At 73.1% G+C, this 21,311-nt stretch carries 17 protein-coding genes and 1 riboswitch; of the genes, 10 read left to right on the top strand and 7 right to left on the bottom strand.

Annotated features, from left to right (window positions below):
- Positions 1–27: 27 nt before the first annotated feature.
- Positions 28–1,014, bottom strand: a complete 987-nt coding sequence (locus V5P93_RS21440; RefSeq protein ID WP_374065057.1) for a hypothetical protein — start codon at positions 1,012–1,014, stop codon at positions 28–30.
- A complete protein-coding gene (locus tag V5P93_RS21435) occupies positions 1,011–1,619 on the bottom strand; it encodes a hypothetical protein (RefSeq protein WP_104481431.1) in 609 nt (202 codons plus the stop codon). The genes V5P93_RS21440 and V5P93_RS21435 overlap by 4 nt, the downstream gene beginning before the upstream one ends.
- Positions 1,620–1,805: 186 nt before the next feature.
- Between V5P93_RS21435 and V5P93_RS21430 the strand changes: the two genes are divergently transcribed.
- On the top strand, positions 1,806–2,186 hold the full coding sequence (locus tag V5P93_RS21430) for a VOC family protein (RefSeq protein ID WP_104481432.1): 381 nt from the start codon (positions 1,806–1,808) through the stop codon (positions 2,184–2,186).
- 91 nt (positions 2,187–2,277) lie between these two features.
- On the opposite strand, the gene V5P93_RS21425 is transcribed toward V5P93_RS21430, so the two are convergent.
- Together V5P93_RS21425 and V5P93_RS21420 are read right to left on the bottom strand one after the other, a co-directional pair.
- Positions 2,278–3,390, bottom strand: coding sequence for a hypothetical protein (locus tag V5P93_RS21425; RefSeq protein ID WP_104481433.1), 1,113 nt, complete (start codon positions 3,388–3,390; stop codon positions 2,278–2,280).
- A gap of 198 nt (positions 3,391–3,588) precedes the next feature.
- Positions 3,589–4,071 carry a hypothetical protein gene (locus V5P93_RS21420; protein ID WP_181043721.1) on the bottom strand — a complete coding sequence of 161 codons (483 nt, stop codon included), beginning with the start codon at positions 4,069–4,071 and terminating at the stop codon, positions 3,589–3,591.
- Positions 4,072–4,294: 223 nt separating this feature from the next.
- Between V5P93_RS21420 and V5P93_RS21415 the strand changes: the two genes are divergently transcribed.
- Both V5P93_RS21415 and V5P93_RS21410 read left to right on the top strand, forming a co-directional pair.
- On the top strand, positions 4,295–7,174 hold the full coding sequence (locus V5P93_RS21415) for a LuxR family transcriptional regulator (protein ID WP_181043722.1): 2,880 nt from the start codon (positions 4,295–4,297) through the stop codon (positions 7,172–7,174).
- Between the two features lie 217 nt (positions 7,175–7,391).
- Positions 7,392–9,554 (top strand): bifunctional lysylphosphatidylglycerol flippase/synthetase MprF, encoded by a 2,163-nt coding sequence (locus tag V5P93_RS21410; RefSeq protein WP_104481435.1) that lies wholly within the window; start codon positions 7,392–7,394, stop codon positions 9,552–9,554.
- Between the two features lie 173 nt (positions 9,555–9,727).
- On the opposite strand, the gene V5P93_RS21405 is transcribed toward V5P93_RS21410, so the two are convergent.
- Positions 9,728–10,840 carry an epoxide hydrolase family protein gene (locus V5P93_RS21405; RefSeq protein WP_104481436.1) on the bottom strand — a complete coding sequence of 371 codons (1,113 nt, stop codon included), beginning with the start codon at positions 10,838–10,840 and terminating at the stop codon, positions 9,728–9,730.
- Positions 10,841–10,896: 56 nt separating this feature from the next.
- Here V5P93_RS21405 and V5P93_RS21400 point away from each other — a divergent pair, with 56 nt between their 5' ends.
- The 3 genes from V5P93_RS21400 to V5P93_RS21390 all read left to right on the top strand — a co-directional run bounded on the left by V5P93_RS21400 (position 10,897) and on the right by V5P93_RS21390 (position 15,904).
- A complete protein-coding gene (locus tag V5P93_RS21400) occupies positions 10,897–11,841 on the top strand; it encodes a YafY family protein (RefSeq protein WP_104481437.1) in 945 nt (314 codons plus the stop codon).
- Between the two features lie 75 nt (positions 11,842–11,916).
- A riboswitch (cobalamin riboswitch) is annotated at positions 11,917–12,053 on the top strand.
- Positions 12,054–12,176: 123 nt separating this feature from the next.
- Entirely contained in the window at positions 12,177–14,456 is a 2,280-nt protein-coding gene (metE, locus tag V5P93_RS21395) for a 5-methyltetrahydropteroyltriglutamate--homocysteine S-methyltransferase (RefSeq protein ID WP_104481438.1), read from the top strand.
- A gap of 149 nt (positions 14,457–14,605) precedes the next feature.
- On the top strand, positions 14,606–15,904 hold the full coding sequence (locus tag V5P93_RS21390) for a glycoside hydrolase family 18 protein (protein ID WP_104481439.1): 1,299 nt from the start codon (positions 14,606–14,608) through the stop codon (positions 15,902–15,904).
- A 64-nt stretch (positions 15,905–15,968) separates the two neighbouring features.
- Here V5P93_RS21390 and V5P93_RS21385 read toward each other — a convergent pair whose 3' ends face one another.
- Entirely contained in the window at positions 15,969–17,102 is a 1,134-nt protein-coding gene (locus V5P93_RS21385) for an epoxide hydrolase family protein (protein WP_219824103.1), read from the bottom strand.
- Between the two features lie 284 nt (positions 17,103–17,386).
- Between V5P93_RS21385 and V5P93_RS21380 the strand changes: the two genes are divergently transcribed.
- From V5P93_RS21380 to V5P93_RS21365, 4 genes are read left to right on the top strand one after another with little or no spacing between them, the layout of a single operon-like run.
- Positions 17,387–17,842, top strand: coding sequence for a carboxymuconolactone decarboxylase family protein (locus tag V5P93_RS21380; RefSeq protein WP_219824104.1), 456 nt, complete (start codon positions 17,387–17,389; stop codon positions 17,840–17,842).
- A 37-nt stretch (positions 17,843–17,879) separates the two neighbouring features.
- Positions 17,880–18,893: a Gfo/Idh/MocA family oxidoreductase gene (locus tag V5P93_RS21375; RefSeq protein ID WP_104481440.1), complete on the top strand. Its 1,014-nt coding sequence runs from the start codon at positions 17,880–17,882 to the stop codon at positions 18,891–18,893.
- Positions 18,890–19,699: a class I SAM-dependent methyltransferase gene (locus tag V5P93_RS21370; protein ID WP_219824105.1), complete on the top strand. Its 810-nt coding sequence runs from the start codon at positions 18,890–18,892 to the stop codon at positions 19,697–19,699. Before V5P93_RS21375 ends, V5P93_RS21370 begins: the two co-directional genes overlap by 4 nt.
- Complete coding sequence (locus V5P93_RS21365; protein ID WP_181043723.1) at positions 19,686–20,507, top strand: inositol monophosphatase family protein; 822 nt, start codon at positions 19,686–19,688, stop codon at positions 20,505–20,507. The genes V5P93_RS21370 and V5P93_RS21365 overlap by 14 nt, the downstream gene beginning before the upstream one ends.
- A gap of 9 nt (positions 20,508–20,516) precedes the next feature.
- Here V5P93_RS21365 and V5P93_RS21360 read toward each other — a convergent pair whose 3' ends face one another.
- Positions 20,517–21,254, bottom strand: a complete 738-nt coding sequence (locus tag V5P93_RS21360) for an APH(3') family aminoglycoside O-phosphotransferase (RefSeq protein ID WP_374066528.1) — start codon at positions 21,252–21,254, stop codon at positions 20,517–20,519.
- Between the last annotated feature and the right edge of the window lie 57 nt (positions 21,255–21,311).

The raw sequence follows: 21,311 nt of genomic DNA, 5'->3' as shown, positions 1-21,311 counted from the left end.
TTAGGCCTTTGTAGAGGGTTGGTTGGATCAGGCGGTCGCCTGCCGGTTGGTTGTCGGGGAGTCGGCTGAAGTCGGTGATGGTCGATTCGCCGGGGGGTTGGGAGGCGGAGGAAGGGGTGGAAGAGGAAGGGGAGGGGGAAGGGAGGAGGGGGAGGGAACGGAGGAAGGGGGAAGAGAAGAGGGGAGAGAAGGGGGCGAGGAGGGTTGGGGGAGGGCGGTGGGGATGGCGGGAGGGGTGGGGAGGAGTTGGGCCACCTGCTCGGTTTTGTTGTCGCGGATGAGTAGCGCGCCGCCGACCGCGGCGCCTGCCAGGGCGGCGATGCCTGCTGCGATTCCCGCGACCCGAACAAGACCACCGGCCAGGCGAGGGCGTTGGACGAAAGTCGCCGGTCGCTCGGACTCGAGTTCGCCCGCGTGGGCGCGCAGCGTCAGGGCTCGGCGGACCTCTTGACCCGTGAACGGCGCGTTGGCCCGTACACGCACCGCTACGCCCGAGCCGGTGCCCGGCTCCAGCAGCACCCGTTCCGGGTCGAACTCGAAGCCGACGCGGCGTTCGGGGTCGCTGCCGGTGAGGGCTACCGCGAGGGTTGTGTTGCCCTCGTTGGACAGGGCTACCGTGTAGGCGCCGCGGTCGCCGCCCAGGACGACCTCCGGTTGTACGGCCATGGCCAGTACGGGGACGGGTGCTACCGCCAAGGGCAGTTCCGCGCAGTACGACGCGTCGCGTTGGTAGGGGGAGCGGACCAGGATGCCGAGGACGTAGGGGCCAGCCACCAGCAACCCGCGTGGTGGCACCGTGATGCGCACCTGGGTGGTCCCCGTCTCCTTCGGTCGCAACTTCACCGTGGCGGGCTCCACGGTGAACAGGTCGTCGCGGGGCAGGCCGACGACGGTCGTGGTGAAGTGCTCCACCACCGGCCCCGCGTTCTGGATCGTCACCACCACGTCCGCCGACTCGCCCGGCGCCAGGGCCAGTCGGTCCGGCGCCACGGTCACCCGCACCAGCGCGTTCATCGCTCCACCCTCGGTTCCACCCAGCAGGCCCAGTCCTGGCCGTTGGGCTTGTCGTCTTCCACCCGCAGCACCAGCTTGGTGGCGCCCTGGAACGGGGTCAGGTCCACCTCCAGCCCGTGGACCGCGTGGTCGGTCCCGGTCTGGTTGCTGCGCACCACCTCGCGCCGGGTGCCGTTCGGCATCACCGCGAGCACCACGAAGTCGTCGATCCCGGCGGTCGGGTTCGACCCGCACTGGATGTAGCCCAGCGAGGTGCGGAACCGCTGCCCCGGGGAGACCGGGCCGGGCAACGTGTACGTGCCCTCGATCCACCCGCCCGGCTTCATCTCCGGGTGGGTCTCGACGTACCTCGGGGCCGAGCCGTCCTCGAGAGCGCAGTCGCCGTCGTAGACACCGTCGCGCGGGATGGCGAAGCCGCGCGCGTCGGCGTCGGCCCCGTACGGGATGGTGCCCGCGCCCGTCGCCCAGTCGGCGCTCACCCCGTTGTCGTACATGTTGTACGGCCCGGTGGTGAACCGGAAGGAGCCCCACGGGCTGGACGGTCCCGGCGTGCCGTCGGCGCCGACCGCGGTGACCCGCCAGCGGGCCTGGTTGTCGCCGGTCATGGTGAAGGACGCGGACCCGGTGACCGCGGTGACCGGGCCGCCGCGTTCAGGTTCCCAGCCGCCGGACTCTGTTGTCCATCGACCGCACCGGGGATCCGTTACGGGTGGGAAACCCGTTCGCCCGCCCTCGCGCGCTCGGCTACGGTCGCCGGGTCCGGGGGTTCCCGACCGAAGGCAGGTTCCGCGATGGCGTGTCGGATCAGTGAGCTCGTACTCGGCTGCCGCGACCCCGAGGCGCTGTCCCGGTTCTGGTGCGAGGTCCTGGACTTCGTCGTCCTCGACCGGATGGACGACGGCTCCCAGGAGATCGGCCCCCGCGAGGGCTTCGGCGGCCCGCAGGCCACGATCATCCTGAGCAAGCGCGACGAGCCGGAGCGGGGCAAGTCCCGCCTGCACATCGACGTGAACGCCACCGACCGCGACCAGGACGCCGAACTCGAGCGGCTACTGGCCCTCGGCGCCCGCCCGGCCGACATCGGCCAGACGGGCGACGAGGAGTGGCACGTCCTCGAAGACCCCGAGGGCAACGAGTTCTGCCTCCTCAAGGCCCGCCTCAACCCCCTGTGAGCGGGGCTCGGCGCTCTTGGCGGTGGCCACGAGCACCGGCGGTTGGATGGCTATCGAGCCGACCGCGGCGGCGCGTGGTGGCCGGACCGGCTCAGCGCGGTCGGTTGGTCGCGCGGCCGAGCAGGGCGGCGGCCGTGCGGGCCGCCGGGTCGGTCGACGCGGCGTGCCAGCCGACCGCTGTTACGCGGGTGCCGCCGACGCAGATCCGGTGCAGGGCCGAGGCCACGTTGCCGTTGGTGGTGGCGACGGGTGCCTCGTCGCGCCAGCGGGTGCCGTCCCAGTGGGCCAGGTGCGCGGTGTCGGGGAGGCCCGGCAGTTCCGCGTAGCCCGCGAACCAGACGTCGTCCGGGGCGACCACGGCGATGCCGGTCAGCTCCGTGATGCCGCTGGGGGTCGGGGCGATGTCCGTCCACTTCGAACCGTCCCAGTGCCGGGCGATGCCGACGTGCGTGTCCGACTTGCCCGGCGTGACGTTCGTGCCGACGACCCACACGGAGTCGTGGTCGACGGCGGCGACGTCGTGCAGCTCGATCCCGTCGCCCGGGAACGGGACCCGGGTCCAGGTCGTGCCGTCCCAGCGCGTGATGAGTGCCTCGACGCGTTCGCCGTCGCCGCGGCTGCCCACGGCCCAGACGTCGTCGGTGGTCCGGGCGGAGACCGCGTCGAGCCGGTTCAGCGCGGAGCCGGGGCTGGGGGAGCTGATCGCCCGCCAGGCCGTCCCATCCCAGCGGGCGATCAGCGTGTGGGTCGGGTCGGCGTCGGCCGAAGGGCCGGAGGCGCCTACCGCCCACCCCTCGGTGGTCGACAGCATCGCGACGGCGTTCAGCGAGCTGTTGCCGTCCACCGACGGCCCGTCCAGCGCCTCGACCGCGCCGGAGGACCGGGAATAGCGCTCGATCCGGGGCTTGCCGCCCCCGCGCCCGTCGGAGATCCAGCCCACCGCCCAGACGTCGTCCCCGACCCCGTCGACCCCGATCAGCCGCGCGGCCGCGGCCGCGGGGGCCGGGGCGACGAACCGGAAGTCCTGGGTCCAGCGACCCACCAGCGCGACCGTGCGCCCGGTCGCCGGGTCCGCGGCGCCGCCCACCGCCCACACCTCGTCCGCCGACACGGCCAGCACGCCGGTGAACTCGGACGTCCCGTGCACCTGGACGCGGGTGTCGAACCGCAGTGCGGACAAGGCGGACGCGTCGGATCTCACCATCGGGCAAACCCCCTGTTTCGTGGTGCCGCCACCGCCGTCCTCCCCGACGGCGCGTGGCGCTTGCCCCACGATCCTGCCCGCCGCGGTGCGACCGGGACAGTGCCCGGCATACCGATATTCGCCCCCGGGCATACCGAACTTCCCGCCCGCCCGGGGCCTCGCGCGCGAGGCCCCGGGCGGTCCACCCGCCGGTGGGGTTCAGTTCAGCGGGTTGGTCAGGGACTTGCGGCCCTCGTTCAACGACGTGCCCGGGTTCAGGTGGAAGCCCGCGTCGCCGTCGGAGTAGGAGAGGTCCAGCTCGTAGGCGAAGTTCCAGGTGTCGTGCCCGTTGGGCGCGATCGTGACGGTGATCGAGCCGCCGTTCTCGATGGCGTCCCAGGTGGCGCCGGTGCGGATGCGCAGGGGCAGCGTCTTCGAGGTCTGGTCCTTGAACTCGCCGAAGAAGCCCGAGGTCTGCGCGTCGACCCGGCCGTCGCGGTCCTTGACCACCACGGTGACCAGGGTGTCGAAGTCCTTGTTGTCGGTCAGCGTGGTGAACGTGATCGACGCGGACCGCAGCGTGGCCCCCGCCGCGTCGGCGTGCGCCGGGGTGGCCGATGCGGGCCCCGCCACGCCGACCATGATCGCGGCGCCCGCGAGCACGGGCGCCGCGACCCGGCGCAGCACGGTCTTCTTGTCCATAGGTGATTCCCTTCTCTCGCGCACTGTGGATCCGGTGCGCTTCGAGGGGAAGTGTTCCGCCGGGACCGGTGCGCGCGGATCCGCAGCGGATACCGGGATTCCCGTTGCCGCTTACCGAGAATCAGGACGCCCTTGGTGGGTGGTTTACCCCCTGGGCGGAGATGGTGTCGACCGCTTACGAACGCGCGCCGCCGGGCGATCCACACAGGGGAGGGCGGGTCGGATGAGTGTGGTGAGCGGGACGAAACCGTCGTGGGGGCCGGTCATTCCGGACATCGTGGGCCGCGACGAGGAGTCGGGGCTGTTGCGCTCGGCGCTCGCGGCGGCCCGGCGGGGCCGCGGCTCCGCGGTGTTCCTGGTCGGCGAGGCGGGTCTGGGCAAGACGCGGTTGCTGCGCGACATCGCGGGCGCGGCCGGGCGGTCGGTGGTGGCGCGGGGTCGGGCCACGACCCCGACGGCCCAGTTCCGCGCCCTGTCGGAGGCGTTGTCGTCGGTGCTGCGGCACGGCGCCGTCCTCGACGACGCCGACCTCGCCCCCTATCGGTCCACTTTGTCCCGTTTGGTCCCCGCTTGGCGCGCGCACCGGGTCCCCGGCGCCGACGACTCGCCCGCGGTCCTCGCCGAGGCCGTGCTGCGGCTGCTGCGCCTGCTCGGCGCGGACCACGGCTGCCTGCTGGCGCTGGACGACCTGCACGACGCCGACGCGGACACCCTCGCCGTCGTGGACTACCTCGTCGACAACCTCGCCGAGGAGCCGGTGCTGCTGGTGGGCACGCTCCGACCCGACCCCGGCCCGGCGGTCGACCTGGCGAGGGCGGCGGGCAGGCGCGGCGTCGCGACCGGGCTCGAGCTGTCCCATTTGGCCGATGACGACGTGCGGCTGCTGGTGGCGGGCTGCGTCGGGCTGGACCGCGCCGATCCGACGGTGGTCGAGCTGGCCCGGCTGGTCGCCGACGGCGAGGGCAACCCCTTCTACGTGGAGGAACTGCTCGCCGAAGCCATCGGCGGGGGACCGGGGCGCGCGGACCTCGCACGCGGTCGCGGCCCGGGCGTACCCGCCGCGGTGCTGTCCTCCGTCGCCTCCCGCGCCGACCGGCTCGGACCGGACGGGCCGCGGGTCCTGCGCGCGGCGGCGGTGTTCGGCAGGCGCTTCCCGGCCGAGCTGGTCCCCGGCGTCGCGGGTGTGGACGAGGCCGTCCTGCTCGACGTGCTGCGCGCCGCGATCGGGGCCCGCCTCGTCGTCCCCGTCGACGGCGGCTACGCGTTCCGGCACGCGCTCACCGCCGACGCGCTGCGGGCGGGCCTGCTGCCGCACGAGCACGCCGCGCTGGCCGCCCGCGCCGCGCGGGTGGTCGAACAGGCCCACCCCGACCTGCCCGACGACTGGTGCTTGCTCGCGCAACGACTCTGGGAACGCGCGGGCGACACCACCCGGGCCGCCGAACTGCTGGCCACGGCGGGCCGCCGCGCGGCGGGCCACGGCGGCCTCGGCACCGCCATCACCCTGCTGGAACGCGCCCTCGACCTGGGTGCCCCCGCCGACCCCGCGCCGGTCCTGGCTCCCCTGCTCGACGCCCTCGTCGCGGCGGGCGAGGTCGTCCGCGCCGCCGACCTGGGCAGCCGGTTCACCACCCGCGCCGACCCCGACGCCCAGGCGGGCGTGCACCTGCGCCTGGCCCGCGCCGCCGCGGCGGCGGGCCGGTGGGAGGTCGGCCGACGCGAGCTGGACCGCGCCCGGGCGCTCCCCGCCGTGGCCGACCCGGAGTTCGCGGTGCGCGCCGACGTGGTCGCCGCGCAGCTGGCGTTCACCGACCCCGCGCCCGGGCGGCTGGCCGACGCCGAGGCCCTGGCGGGCCGCGCGCTGCGCGGCGCGACCAGGGCGGGCCTGCCGGACGCCGCGTGCGAGGCGCTGGAGATCCTGGGTACCTGTGTCCGAGTTCGCGATCTGGACGAGGCCGAGTCCCTGTTCACCCGGGCGCTGGACCTGGCCGACCGGCACGGCCTGGTCCTCTGGCGGATCCGCCTGCTGTTCGACCTCGGCGCCCACGCCGGTATCCGGTCGGGCGACCCGACCGCCCTGGTCGCGGCGCACGACGCCGCCCTGACGGCGGGCGCGTTGGTGACCGCGTTGGACATCGCCGCCGAGTTGGCCGTGGTCAACCTGACCCGCGGCGACCACGCCGCCGCCGAGAAGGGCGCCCACGACTGCGCGGAGACCGCCCGCAGGCTGCGCCTCGGCGACATGACCCGGACCGCCACGGGCCTGCGCGTCTGCGTCAGCGCCCACCGCGGCGACCGCCCCACGACGATGACCCTGCTCGACGACTACACCCGCCTCGGCGGCGCGGACTGCGACTTCACCTCCGCGCTCTGGGGCTTCGGGATGGCCTTCTGCTCGCTGCTGGAGGAGGACCGCCCCCGGGCCATGGCCGAGTTCGACCTCGCGGCCGCGGCCGAGGCGGACCGGCCACCCCAGTTCGTGTCCTACGCGCACGGCCCGCGCGTGTTCCTGTCCGTCCTCTCCGCAACCGCGGTCGACGCGACCGCCATCCGCGCGTCGGCCAGTGGGCAGGCCCGGTGGAACCGCGTGTTCCTGGCCGCCGCCGACGCCGTCGTGGCCGCGCGGGACGGCCGGTACCGGGAGGTCGAGCGCCACCTCGCCGACTTCGAGGCGGCCGCCGAGCCGTACCCGCCCGCCCGCCACCTGTGCCTGCGCCTGCTGGCCGAGCCCGCCGCGGCGGGCGGCTGGGGCGACCCCGCCCGCTGGCTGCGGGAGGCGGAGGCCTACTTCCACGCCTTCCCCGCGCCCCGGGTGGCCGCCGCCGCGCGCGGCCTGCTGCGGAGCGCGGGCGAGTCCGTGCGGCAACGCAGGCGCGGGACCGACGCGGTCCCGGCCGAACTGCGGCTCGCGGGCGTGACCGCGCGGGAATACGACGTCCTGGTCCTGATAGGGCAACGCATGACCAACCGCGAAATCAGCGAACGCCTATTCCTCTCGCGGCGCACGATCGATACCCACGTTTCGAACCTATTGGCCAAAACGGGCCAACCCGACCGGTTCGCCATGATCGCGAGATACGCCGAGGACCTGGCTCCCCGTTGATCGCTTTGGGGGTCGGGGGGAGTCCGGGTAGGGCGGCACCGGAGCCAGGGGCAGAATACGCGCGAATCGGACGAATGCCGCCGAAACTCCCCGGATCGACTGAATGTCGCGGGTCTGGGGACTGAGACAACCCTCAACCGGTAGTCTGACGCCCCTAGGGGAAATGTACCCCTGTCGTTGGATGTACAGGACGCCCTTGTCAACAACACTTTCTCCCATGAACCAAGCACCGACGGCGATCACGCCGGGCGCGGGTGGGCGCCTGCGCCGCACGGCCGCCGTACTCCGGCGGCGCGTGCCCTTCACCAGCGCCGTCGTGCTCGCGATGCTCGTGCTGGCGGTGGCCACCGGGGCGCTCTGGGACGCCGCCGAGGACCGCGCGGCCTACCCGTTCGTCGCCTACGGCGTGCCCTCGATGGAGGCGGGCCGATGGTGGACGATGCTCACCGGGCCGTTCTTCGCGGTCGTCCCCTGGTACTACCTGCCGATGGTCGGCAGCTTCGCGCTGCTCGCGGGGTTCGCCGAGTGGCAACTGGGGACGCGGCGCGCGATGGCCGTCACGATCGGCGGCCAGTTCGCGTCCGTGTGCGTCGCCACCGTGTTCCTCGCGCTGTGCCGCGACTCGGGCTGGGAGTGGGCCGAGCGCCTCGGCGGCACCCTCGACGTCGGGTTCTCCGGCGGCGCGCTGGCCGCGGTCGCGGTCGCGAGCGGCACGCTGCGCGCGCCGTGGCGGCTGCGCCTGCGGGCCGGGCTGTGCGTCTACGCCGCGGCGACGATCATCTACGTCGGCACCCTCGCCGACCTGGTGCACTTCTTCGCCCTGGCGATGGCGATCCCGCTGAGCAAGCGGCTGGTGGGCAGGCGCTGGGTGCCGGACCTGGTCGGGCCGAACGTGCGGGAGTGGCGGCTGCTGGCCGTCGCCTGCCTGCTGCTGCTCACCACCGCCGAGTTCCTCATGTACTTCGTGCCCGGCACCGGCCCCTTCGGCTCCGACGACGGGGTGTCGCTGACCGGACCGGAACTGGCCGTGCTGCTGGTGATCGTGGTGCCCGTGCTCAACGGCCTGCGCAAGGGCAGCCGGTTCGCCTGGTTCTGGGCGGTCGCGCTGTCGGCGTTCATCGCGCTGGAGGGCGTCGTGCTCGCCACCCTGATCGTGGTGGCGGACGTGCTCGGCGGCGACTACGACACCGTGGGCCTGCCGCTCTTCTTCGTGGACAACTTCCTGTGGACCGTCGAGCTGGTCGTCCTGCTCGCGGGCAGGCACGCCTTCCGGGCGCGGTCCCGCCGCTGGGCCCGGCGCCACCCCCAAGCGCACGGCGCGGCCCTGGCCCGCACGCTGCTCGGGCGGCACGGCGGCAGCACGCTGTCGTGGATGACGACCTGGCCCAGCAACAGCTACTTCGTCCGCGAGGACGGCCGCTCCTACCTCGCCTTCCGCCGCCACGCCGGGGTCGCCATCGCGCTCGGTGACCCGATCGCCCCCGACGGCACCGCGGCCGCCACGGTCACCGAGTTCGCCGCCATGTGCGACAACTCCAGCCTGGTGCCCTGCGTGTTCTCGGCGACCGAGTCGACGCTGGCCGCGACCCGCGCGCTGGGCTGGCGGCACGTCCAGGTGGCCGAGGACAACGTGCTCGACCTGACCGACCTCGAGTTCCGCGGCAAGGCCTGGCAGGACGTCCGGACGGCGTTGAACCACGCCGCCAAGCAGGGCGTCGAGTTCCGCCTGGTCCGGCTGGTCGACCAGCCGGAACCCGTCCTCACCCAGGTCCGCGCGCTGTCGCGGGAGTGGATGGCGGGCAAGGCCATGCCGGAGATGGGCTTCACCCTGGGCGGTCTGGCCGAGGCCATGGACCCGGCCACCCGGGTCGGTCTCGCGGTCGACGCCGAGGGCACCGTGCACGGTGTGACGTCGTGGCTGCCGGTGCACACCGGCGACGGCCAGATCAGCGGCTGGACCCTCGACATCATGCGCCGCGGCGCCCACGGCTTCCGCCCGGTGATGGAGTTCCTGATCGCCTCGGCCTGCCTGGCCTTCCGCGCGGAGGGCGCCCGGTTCGTGTCCCTCTCGGGGGCGCCGCTGGCCCGCAGCCGCGAGTGCGGGCCGGGTCGGGTCATCGAGCGGGCGCTGGAGTCCCTGGGCAAGGTCATGGAGCCGCACTACGGGTTCCGCTCGCTGCACGCCTTCAAGGCCAAGTTCCAGCCGCACCGCGTCCCCCTCTACCTGGCCTACCGCGACGAGGCCGACCTGCCCCGGATCGGCCTGGCGCTGAGCCGCGCGTACCTGCCGGACATCCGGCTCCGCGAGCTGACCCGGCTGGCCCGCAGGCTGTCCAAGGGCGACCAGGCGGTGCGTCCGCGGACCCCGGCCATCTCCTGAGGTGTCCACACGGGACCGGTGCGCGAACGTCGTCGAGTAGGGCGACCTCCCGCGGTTCCAGGACGAGTCGATCGCCCAGGAAGAGGGCGAGCGGCGGAGTCTGTCGTGGACAGTCCACTGTGGACCAGTGACGGGCCAGGGCGAATCGCCCTGGCCCGTCGTGCTTTCCGGGCTCAGGTCAGGGCGGTGAAGAAGGCGCGGATGTCGCCCGCGACGAGCTCCGGGACCTCCAGGGCGGCGAAGTGGCCGCCGTGGTCGAAGCGGCTCCAGTGGACGATGGCGCTGTTGTCGCGCTCGGCGAAGGCCTTGATGGTCTGGAAGTCGTCGGCGAAGACGGCGACGCCGGTGGGGGCGGCGTTGACCGCGGTGGACTCAGGGGCCTCGGCGTTCTCGTAGTACGAGCGGGTCATCCCCGCGGCGGCGTTGGCGAACCAGGCCACCGAGACCTCCAGCAGCACCGCCTCCAGCGGGACCAGCGAGGTGCCGTTGCCGAAGGAGGTGAACAGCTCGCTGTAGGCGAGCAGGCCGAGCGGGGAGTCGCTGAGACCGGCGGCGACGGTCTGCGGACGGCTGGCGTTCATCGTGTTGTAGCCGCCGACCTTCTGGAACCACTTCATGTGTTCGAGCCCGGCGTAGTCGCTCGGCTCCAGGCGCTCGAACTCGGCGGGGTCGCCGGAGGGAAAGGAGAACAGCTGCAGCACGTGCAGCCCGAGGAAGCCCTCCGGGGCGAGCAGGCCCAGCTCGCGGGCGATGACCGCGCCCTGGTCGGAGCCGTGCGCGCCGTAGCTGTCGTAGCCGAGTCGGCGCATGAGGGTGTCGTAGGCGCGGGCGGTGCGGGCCGAGTTCCAGCCGGACTCGGTGACGGGGGTGGAGAAGCCGAAGCCAGGGGCGTCCGGGATGACCAGGTTGAACGCCTGGCCCTCGGCCGGGTTCGCGAGCTGCTCGACCATACCCAGGTAGTCGACCGACGAGCCCGGGTAGGTGTGCAGGAGCAGCAGCGGGGTCGCGTCCGGGTGGGGCGAGGTGACGTGGATGAAGTGGATCGGCTGGCCGTCCACGTCGGTGACGAAGTGCGGGTGCGCGTTGATCCGCTCCTCGGCGGCCCGCCAGTCGAACGCCCGCCACGCCGCCACGGCCTCGCGCAGGTAGTGGTTGGGGGTGCCGGTCGCCCAGTCGTCGCCGGGGGCGGGCTGGGGGAGGCGGGTGCGGGCCAGTCGGTCGGTCAGGTCGTCCAGCTCGGCCTGGGCGATCTCGACGCGGAAGGGGCGGATGCTCGTGTTCGTCATGGCGGTAACGCTAGAGTGCCTATAGGAACGTTTACTTCCTAATTGACGGAGGACCGGTGGCCGATACCCCGGCACGGCTGCTCGCCCTGCTGTCGCTGCTGCAATCCCGGCCGGTGTGGAGCGGCACCGAGCTGGCCGAACGCCTCGGTGTCACGACCCGGACCGTCCGCGCCGACATCGAACGGCTGCGCGGCCTCGACTACCCCGTGCACGCCACCCGGGGCGCCACCGGCGGTTACCGGCTCGGCGCGGGCGGGAAGCTGCCGCCCCTGCTGCTCGACGACGAGGAAGCGGTCGCGGTGGCCATCGGGCTGCGCGCGGGACGCGGCATCGCGGGTATCGAGGCGGCGAGCGGTCGCGCGCTGGCCAAGCTCGAACAGGTCCTGCCCCCGCGCCTGCGGCCCGCGGTCGAGGCGGTGACCTCGGCCGTCGACCACGCCCCTGAGAACACCGCCACCGACGCCCCCGACCCCGAGGTCGACCCGGAGGTGCTGCGGGCCGTCGCCACCGCCATCCACGCCGTCGAGCACTTCCGCTTCGACTACGACGACACCCCGCGCCTGGTCGAGCCCTACCGCCTGCTGGCCTGGCAGCGCCGCTGGTACCTCGTCGCCCGCGACCCCGCGACCGGCGAGTGGGACGTCTACCGGGCGGACCGGGTCAGCCCGCGCATGCGCACCCACCGCCGCTTCGCCCCGACCCCGATCGCCGACGGCGACTACACCGCCTTCGCCATGCGCCGGGTGGCCAGCAGCGGGTGGAACGTGCACGCCCGACTCCGGGTCGACGCCCCGGCCGAGGCGGTGCTGGCCCGGATCAACCCGGCTGTCGGGGTCGTGGAGGCCGTGGACGCGACCACGTCCGTCCTGGTCACCGGGGCGGACTCGCTGGAGACGGTGGCCGTGTTCGCGGGCCTGCTCGGCCTGGACTTCACGGTCGAGTCCCCGGCCGGACTGCGCCCCCTGCTGCGCACCCTGGCCGAGCGCTACGCCCGCGCCTGACCCGATCGGCGCCGCGTCGGGATAGGGTGGGAGCGCAGCTGGTTCGACCGCCGTCCCAGGGGTGGCGGTCGAGGCAAGAGGGAACCCGGTGGGAATCCGGGACTGCCCCGCAGCGGTGAGTGGGAACGACCGCCGTCAACCAAGCACTGGGCGCGAGCCCGGGAAGCGACGGCCAGTAGGCACGAGTGTGGCGCCCGCGAGTCCGAAGACCTGCCGGCCGCGCGCCCCGCGACCGCGGGGCGCTGGCCGAGACCTCGCGGGTGGGTCGTGCCGGACCGGGGTGGTTTGGCGCGCGCTCCTCGCGCGGTCCACGTGGACTCGCGAAGGAGAGCCCCGTGACAAGGACGTTGACCAGTGGCGCGACCGTGTACGGATATCCGCGCCAAGGCGCGGACCGGCGGTTGAAGAAGGCGACCGAGGCCTACTGGGCGGGTCGCGCCGACGCCGACGCGCTGCTCGCCGCCGCCCGCGAGCTGCGGTCGTCGCGGTGGACCGAGCTGCGGGACGCGGGCTTGGACGAGATCCCGAGCAACGACTTCTCGTTGTACGACCACGTGCTGGACACCGCGTGGCTGCTGGGCGCCGTCCCGGAGCGGCACGCGGGCGCGGCGGAGGGGCTGGACCGCTACTTCGCGATGGCCCGGGGCACGGCGGACGTGGCGCCGTTGGAGATGACGAAGTGGTTCGACACGAACTACCACTGCCTCGTCCCGGAGCTGGGCCCGGGCACGACGTTCGCCCTGGACCCGGCCAAGCCCCTGGCCGAGTTCGCCGAGGCGCTGGCCGAGGGGGTGCTGACCCGGCCGGTCGTCCTGGGCCCGATCAGCTTCCTGTTGCTGGCCAAGGACCCGACCGGCACCGCGGGCTTCCGGCCGCTGGACCTGCTCGACCGACTGCTCCCGCACTACGCCGATCTGCTCGGCCAACTGCGGGCGGCGGGCGCGGAGTGGGTCCAGCTCGACGAACCCGCGCTGGTGACCGACCAACCCGCCGACGTGCTGGCGCGTGTCGCGCGGACCTACGCGGCGCTGGCCGCCGAGCCGGTGCGGCCCAAGATCCTCGTCGCCTCCTACTTCGACCGACTCGGGGACGCGCTACCCGTGCTCGCCCAGACCCCGGTCGAGGGCGTGGCGGTGGACTTCACCGGCCCCGCGGCGGCCAACCTCGATCACCTCTCCGCCATCGGGGGCGTGCGGGACAAGCGGCTGGTCGCCGGTGTGGTCGACGGCCGCAACATCTGGGCGGCCGACCTGACCGCCGCCCTGGACACCCTGGGCACGCTCGACGGCCTGGCGGGGTCGCTGGACGTGTCCGCGTCCTGCTCGCTGCTGCACGTCCCGCTCGACACCACCCCGGAACGCGACCTCGACGCCGAGGTCGCGAGCTGGTTGTCCTTCGCGCGGCAGAAGCTCGACGAGATCGTCACCTTGCGTCGCGGGCTGACCGACGGCCGCGAGGTGGTCGCCGACGCGTTGGCGACCAACGCGGCCCGTCTGGCCTCCCGGGCGGCGTCGCCGATCACCCGGGTGCCTGCGGTGCGAGACCGCCTGGTCGCCGATACCCGCCGGGACAGCCCCTACGCGATCCGCCGCCAGGCCCAGCAGGCGAAGTTGGGGCTGCCCGAGCTGCCGACGACCACCATCGGTTCGTTCCCGCAGACCACCGAACTGCGCCGGGCCCGCGCGGCGCTGCGCAAGGGCGCGTTGACCGAGGACGCCTACGAGGAGGCGATGCGCGCCGAGATCCGCGCCGTCATCGCCGACCAGGAGGAACTCGGTCTCGATGTGTTGGTGCACGGCGAACCCGAGCGCACCGACATGGTCCAGTACTTCGCCGAGCAGCTCGACGGGTTCCTGGCGACCCGGCACGGTTGGGTGCAGTCCTACGGCACCCGCTACGTCCGCCCGCCGATCATCGCGGGTGACGTGTCCCGCCCGGCGCCGATGACCGTGGCCTGGTCCACCTACGCCGCGAGCCTGACCTCGCGGCCGGTCAAGGGCATGCTCACCGGACCGGTCACGATGCTCGCCTGGTCGTTCGTCCGCGATGACCAGCCGGAAGCCGAGACCGCGCGGCAGGTCGCGCTCGCCCTGCGCGACGAGGTCACCGACCTGGAGGCGGCGGGGATCGCGGTGATCCAGGTCGACGAACCCGCCCTGCGCGAAACGTTGCCGCTGCGCGCGGCGGACCGCGCAGGCTATCTGGCGTGGGCCGTCACCGCGTTCAAGCTGGCCACCTCCGGCGCGCGCGACGAGACCCAGATCCACACCCACATGTGCTACGCCGAGTTCGGCGACGTCCTCCAGGCGATCATCGACATGGACGCCGACGTGATCAGCCTGGAGGCGGCCAGGTCGAACATGGCCATCGTCGCCGACCTGACCACCGCCGGGTACCCCAACGAGGTCGGCCCCGGCGTCTGGGACATCCACTCGCCCCGCGTCCCGTCCGTCGCCGAGATCACCGCGCACCTGCGCGCCGCCACCGCCGCGTTCCCGGCGGACCGGCTGTGGGTCAACCCCGACTGCGGCCTGAAGACCCGCGGCTACCCCGAGGTCCGCGCCACCCTGGCCAACCTCGTCACCGCGACCGCGCGGCTGCGGTCCCAGCCCTGATCGACGTCCGCCGCCCCGCGGTGCGCGCACGGCGGGGCCGGCAATTGGTACCGATCGCGGCGGATGTCCGGTTGCGCTGTCCGGGCGTATCAGCGGTCCGGATCTTGCTCTAGCTTGGTCTAGACCATAGCTCCGAGATGAGGAGGGCCATGTCCGGGAAGAGGTGGGGTGCCGCGGTCGCGGTGGGCGCCTTGGCGGTCGGGTTGGCGGTTGTCGGGACACCCGCGCAGGCCCACGGCGGTGGCGGCGAGGTGCGCACGGTCGGGTACTACACGCAGTGGAGCCACCAGGATCGCGGGATCCCGGTCCGCTACATCGTCGACAACGGCACGGCGTCCAGGCTCACCCACCTCAACTACGCGTTCGGGCTGCTCGACGAGCGGGGTGGCTGCGTCAGCTCCGACCCGGAGGCCGACTACCGGCGCCTGATCCCGGCCAAGGACTCCGTCAACGGCAAGGCCGACCAGGCGGGTCAGGCGCTGGCGGGCAACCTCAACCAGCTCAGGCAGCTCAAGCGGAAGTACCCGCGGCTACGCGTCTACATCTCGCTCGGCGGGTGGATCGGGTCCGCGTACTTCTCCAACGCGGCGCTGACCCCGCAGTCCCGCGCGGCGCACGTCAAGTCCTGCGTCGACCTGTGGCTCAAGGGCAACCTGCCCGGCGCGCCCGCCGGTGCGGGCAAGGGCGTGTTCGACGGCATCGACCTGGACTGGGAGTGGCCCGCGACCGAGGGCGCGCCGGGCAACGTCGTGCGGCCGGAGGACAAGCAGAACTTCACCGCGCTGCTGCGCGAGTACCGCGCCCAGCTGGACAAGCAGGGCCGCGCCGACCACAAGCGGTACGACCTCACCGCCTTCCTGCCCGCCAACCGCGAGGCGATGGACCGCGGCTACGAACTCCGCGAGGTCTACCGCCTGCTGACCTTCGCCACCGTCCAGGGCTACGACTACCACGGCGCCTGGGAACGGACCGCCAACCAGCAGTCGGCCCTCCGCGTGCCGGACGGTGACCCCACCACGCCGAAGGACAGCGGCGAGATCGTCGTCGACGCCCACCTCGACCGCGGCGCGCCCCGGGACAAGATCACCCTCGGCGTGCCCTACTTCGGCCGCGGCTGGACCGGCTTGCCCAACCAGAACAACGGCCTGTTCCAGCAAGCCACCGGCCCCGCCCCCGGCACCTACGAAGCGGGCTATGACGACTACCGCATCCTCAAGGGCCTGCTGACGAGCGGCAAGTACACCCTCCACCGCGACGACAAGGCAGGCCACGCCTGGCTGTTCAACGGCACCACCTTCTGGAACTACGACGACCCGACCGAGTTGGCCCGCAAGGGCCGCTACATCCGCGACCGCGAACTCGGCGGCGCGATGATCTGGTCCCTCGACGGCGACACCCCGCAGGGCGAACTCATCCGCGGCCTGTCCTCGGGCCTGCACCGCCGCTGACCGACCGACCCGGCCACCCGCCCCGCTCGCCAAGCCCGGTGAGCGGGGCGGTTCGGCGTTCGGGTCACAGGTCCAGTTCCGCGAAGAAGGCGGCGATGTCGGTGGCGAGGGCTCGGGGTTGTTCGACGGCCGCGAAGTGGCCGCCCGCCGTCATCGGTGTCCAGCGGTGGATCGGGTAGAGGCGTTCGGCCCACGAGCGCGGCGGTGTGGAGCCGTGGGTGTATTCGCTGGGGAAGAGGGTGACGGCGGTCGGGCAGCGCACCCGGTCGTCGGCGGTCAAAGGGGACTGGGCGTTGTCGAAGTAGTCGCGGAGTGTCTCCGTGACGCAGCCGCCTGCCCAGAACAGGGTCAGGGTGGTGAGCAGGAAATCCCTGGTGACCGCCCGTTCCGGGTCGCCCTGGGAGTCCGACCAGGCGCGCCACTTCTCCAGGAGCCAGGCGGCCAGGGCGGCGGGGGAGTCGGTGAGGCCGTAGCCCAGCGTCTGCGGTTTCGTGGACTGGATGGCACCGTAGCCACCCTCCCGCCGCTCCCACTCCTCCTCCCTCTCCAGGAACTCCCGCTCCGCCACCGTCAGGGTGTCCTCGTCGGCGATCGGGTCGAGTTCCAGGTTGCTCAGGTGCAGCGCCACGACCGACTCGGGGTGGTCGATCGCCAGGAACGTGCTGACCGCCGCGCCGAGATCGCCGCCGTGGGCGGCGTAGCGGTCGTAGCCCAGCGCCGTCATCAGGCGGTGCCACAACGCGGCCGTGTCGCGGGTGGTGTGCGCGCGGGGTGGACGGCTGGAGAACCCGTACCCGGGCAGTGATGGGATCACCACGTCAAAGGCGGGTCCGGTGATGCCGTGCGCGGCCGGGTCGGTGAGCAGCGGCACCAGCGGCAGCAGTTCGACGAAGGTGCTCGGCCAGCCGTGGGTCAGTACCAACGGGACGCCGCGCCCGTTCGCCGCGCGCCGCAGGGTGAAGTGGACCGTCGCGTCGCCGAGCGCGAGCCGGTGGTGGTCGTGCGCGTTGAGCGCGGATTCCGCGGCGCGCCAATCGAAACCGTCCGCCCAGTGCGCCACGACCTCGCGCAGGTAGCCCAGGTCGGTCCCCTGCGACCACGCGGGACCCGGCGCGGGGGAGGGCCACCGGGTCCGGCGCGCGCGGTCGCGGAGGTCCGCCAGCACCGCTTCCGGAACGGCGATCGTGAACGGTTGCACGCACCCAGGCTGCCACAGCGGGACCCGTGTCGACAGGGGAACCGCCATGGTGGCCACTTCGCTGGATGTGGCCTTGTTGGGCGAAAACTCGCCCTTGCTCCAGATAGGCGACCGGGGAGGCCGTTCGGCCGAAGCCCACGCCGAAGTTGCCCGCAATCCATGTCTACTGGACCGCCCGCTCTGGTATACCAACGGATACCGGTGGCGTGCCCACGCCCCGATCCGCCGCCACAAGGCGGAATCCGCACTGTCGACAAGCATCGGCGTTCCAACAGGAGAGATCCGTGGCCCTTGAACCCCCGAAGTCCCGTCTGCGCGTCGACAAGCTCGTCCCGCACGTGATGGCGGCGATGGAGTCGCTTGAGGACGCGGGCGACAAGCTGAGCCTGCCGCTGGACCTGCTCGAACTCGTCCGGGTTCGGGTGTCCCAGGTCAACAACTGCGCGTTCTGCGTGCACGCGCACCACCAGGCCGCGCTCGACGCGGGGGTGTCGGCGACCAAGCTGGCCGCGCTGCCGGTGTGGCGGGAGGCCCCGTTCTACGACGACCGCGAGCGCGCCGCGCTGGAGGTCGGCGAGGCGTTGACCAACGTCAACGTCGAGTCCGTCGGCGACGACGTGTGGGCCCGCGCGGGCGAGCACTTCACCGAGGTGGAGCTGGCCGAGCTGACCTGGGCCGTGGCGATCATCAACGTGTGGAACCGGATCGCGGGCGGGGCCCGGCCCTGGCCCGTGTCCTGAACCCGGTACCCACCCACTGTAGAGACAGGACGATCGGATGCGCGTAGGAGTGCTTGGCGTCGGCCGGATCGGCGCGCTGCACGCCGCGTCCCTGGCCGCGGACCCCCGGGTCGGCGCGGTGGCCGTCCTGGACCCGGACGCCCGGCGGGCGGGCGAGGTGGTCCGTCCGCTCGGCGCGCGGGTCCTGCTCGACCGGGACGACCTCGCGGCGTGGCGACCGGACGCGGTGGTGCTCGCCACCCCGACCGACACCCACGCCGCGCTCATCCTGGAGTGGGCGCGCGCCGGACTCCCGGTGTTCTGCGAGAAGCCCTGCTTCACCGACCTCGACACGGCTCGCGCGGTCGTGGCCGAGGTCGGGGACGCGGGTTCGGTGGTGCACGTGGGGTTCCAGCGCCGCTTCGACCCGGGCTACCGGCGCGCGTACAACGCCGTGCGCACCGGTGAACTCGGCGAACTGCGCCGCGCGCACCTCGTGACCGCCGACCCGGCCCCACCGCCCGCCGAGTACGTCGCCCGCTCGGGCGGCATCCACCGCGACTGCCAGATCCACGACTACGACGTGCTCCGGTGGGTCACCGGCCGCGAGGTGGTCGAGGTCTACGCGACCGGGGCGAACCGGGGCGACCCGCACTTCGCCGCCGTCGGTGACGTCGACGAGGCAGCCGTGCTGCTCACCCTGGACGACGGCACGCTGGTCACCGCGCAGGCGTCCCGCTACAACGGCGCGGGCTACGACGTGCGCATGGAGGTCGCGGGCACCGAGGGCACGCTCGCCGTCGGCTGGGACGAGCGGGTGCCAGTGCGCTCGGCAGAACCGTCCGCGCCGCCGCCGGGGGACGCCTGGTCCGGTTTCCTACCGCGCTTCGCCACCGCCTACCAGGCGGAGATGACCGCCTTCGTGACCCTGGTCGCCGAGGGCGGGACCAGCCCCTGCGAAGTCTCGGACGCCTTGCGCGCACTGGAGATCGCGGAGGCGGTGACCCGGTCGCGCCGGGACCGCCGCCCGGTGTCGTTACCCGCCTTGACCGCGCCGGCGGTGGGCGCGTGAGCGCCGGACTGGCGCTGTCCGAGGACGCGGTCTTCGCCGACTTCGCCGACCGCGTCCCTCTCTCGGGTGCGGACGTCGTCGAGATCGGCGGCGCCGTCCCGGTCGAGGTGACCGCCGCGCACGGCGTCGCGAGCTGGCGCGCCGTCGACCCGAACCGCGAAGCGCTCGTGGACGGGCACTACGCCGTGGTGCGGGCCCGCGCCGAGGACCTGCCCCTGCCGGACGAGTCGGCCGACGCGGTGTTCTCCAGCAACGCCTTCCAGTTCCTCGACGTATCCGCCACGCTCGCCCAGGTGGCCAGGGTGCTGCGACCCGGCGGGGTGCTGCACGCGCACTTCGGTCCGATCTGGAGCGCGGTCGACGGACACCAGCTCGAATACACCCGGTACGACGGGCGGGACCTGCTGTTCTGGCGCGACACGCTGCTGCCGCCGTGGGCCCATTTGGCCTACACCCGCGAGGAGTTGGTGGCGTTGCTGTCCAGCGCCGTGGCGCCCGACCTGGTGGAAGTGCTGGTACGGCACGTGCACGACAGCACCACGGTCAACCGGATGTTCTTCGAGGACTACGTCGCCGCCGCCCTGGGCAGCGGGTTGCGGTGGGAGCGGGTCGAGGCGTCGTCGGTGCTGGACTACGCCATCGAACCGCCCGCGTACGATTCCGCGCTGCTGCGCGAGGTCGACGAGGCGGCGTTGAGCGCGCACTGGTCGGCGCGGCGCGGCTCGCCGACCTCCGTGGGCTACCGCGACGTGCTGATGGTGCTGCGCAAGCCGGAGCGGGATGGGGAGAGCCGTGCGCACAGCTGAGGACTGGGACCCGTTCCTGTGCGCGGCGACCCGCGCCGCGCACGCGGCCGGGAGCGTGGTGCGCGCGGGCTTCGCCGACGCGCGGGTGGCCGTGCGCTCGAAGTCCCCCGGCGACTACGTCACCGAGGTGGACCTCGCCGCCGAGGCGGTGATCCGTGAGTTCCTGGTACGCGAGACCGGGGCCGCGGCCGAGTTCGTCGGCGAGGAGTCCGGTGGCGCCGTCGACGGGCTCTGCTGGGTGGTGGACCCGTTGGACGGCACCACGAACTTCGTCCGCGGCTACCCGTCGGTCGGTGTGTCGATCGCGCTGGTGTGCGACCGCGAGCCGGTCGTCGGGGTCGTGCACGCGCCGATGTGGGGCGAGACCTTCACCGCGGTGCGCGGTGGCGGCGCGTTCCGCAACGACATGCCGATCCGGGTCGCCAACCGCCCGGTGCGCCAGGCGTTGTGCTCCACGGGTTTCCCGTTCAAGCGCCCGGAGTCCTTCCCGGCGTACTTCGACGTGCTGGGCAAGGTCGTGCGCTCGGTCGAGGACGTGCGCCGACCGGCCGGGGCGAGCCTCGACCTGGCGTGGGTGGCCTGCGGGGTGTTCGACGCGTTCTTCGAGCTGGGCCTGGGCCCGTGGGACGTCGCGGCGGGTGCGCTGCTGGTCCGGGAGGCGGGTGGCGTCGTGACGGACTGGCACGACGACCACGACGCCTGGCTGGTCACCGGCAACGTCCTGGCCGCCTCCCCGCGCGCGCACGCGCCGCTGCTGGCCCACACCAGCACGGCCGCCCTCAGCGCGCCCGCGCCGGTGACGGCCTAGCGGGAACCCTCAGATGAACTCGTCCATCAGCCGGTAGAACGAGTCCTTCGCCGAGTCCACATCGGACAAACCGTAGCGGGCGGTGAACCCGGCCGGGTCGCACCACCCGGCCTCGGCGAGGTCGCGCAGCAGGATCGACAGGTCGGTCCAGCGGTCCGCGACCCCGAGCCTGCCCGCGTCCAGCAAGCCGGTCGGCGCCAGCGTGTCCGGGTCGAGCAGGACGTTGTCCAGCCCGAGGTCCCCGTGGCAGACCACGAGGTCCTCGGGCGGCACGGGCGTGGCGGCCAGCTCGGCGAGCAGTTGTGCCCCGGTCCAGCCCTCGTGCCGCTCGTCGAGGTCGTCGAGGTCCACCGTGCCCAGTTCCACGGCGCGGCGGCACGCGGGCAGCGTCACCGCCAACCGCCGGTCGAACGGGCACCGCGCGACCGGGAGCCGGTGCAGCGCTGCCGCCACACCCGCCACCGCGTCGAGCACCGCGTCCACTTGGTCGGCGCGCCACGGCCCGGACGCGGGCACACCGGGCAGTTCCTCGGTCACGAGCCAAGACCATTCATCGTCTCGGCCGACCTCGACCACCCGCGCCACCGGGAAACCCCGCTCGCGCAACCACCGCAGCGCCGCCGCCTCGGCGACCGGGTGGAACCGGGGGTCGGTCTCGTCCGCCGACGTCGTCGCCTTGACGTACAGCGCGGGGCCGGAGTCGGGCACCACCCGGTGCACGGTCGTGCCGTACGACCGGGTGGCCACGTGCTCCCACCGGCCGCGCCGCCGGTACGCGGGTACCGGCGGCGCGACGGGCGGGGT

It is taken from the genome of Actinokineospora auranticolor, assembly GCF_041897805.1.
GTDB lineage: Bacteria > Actinomycetota > Actinomycetes > Mycobacteriales > Pseudonocardiaceae > Actinokineospora > Actinokineospora auranticolor.
This window is presented reverse-complemented; position numbering and strand designations above follow the sequence as displayed.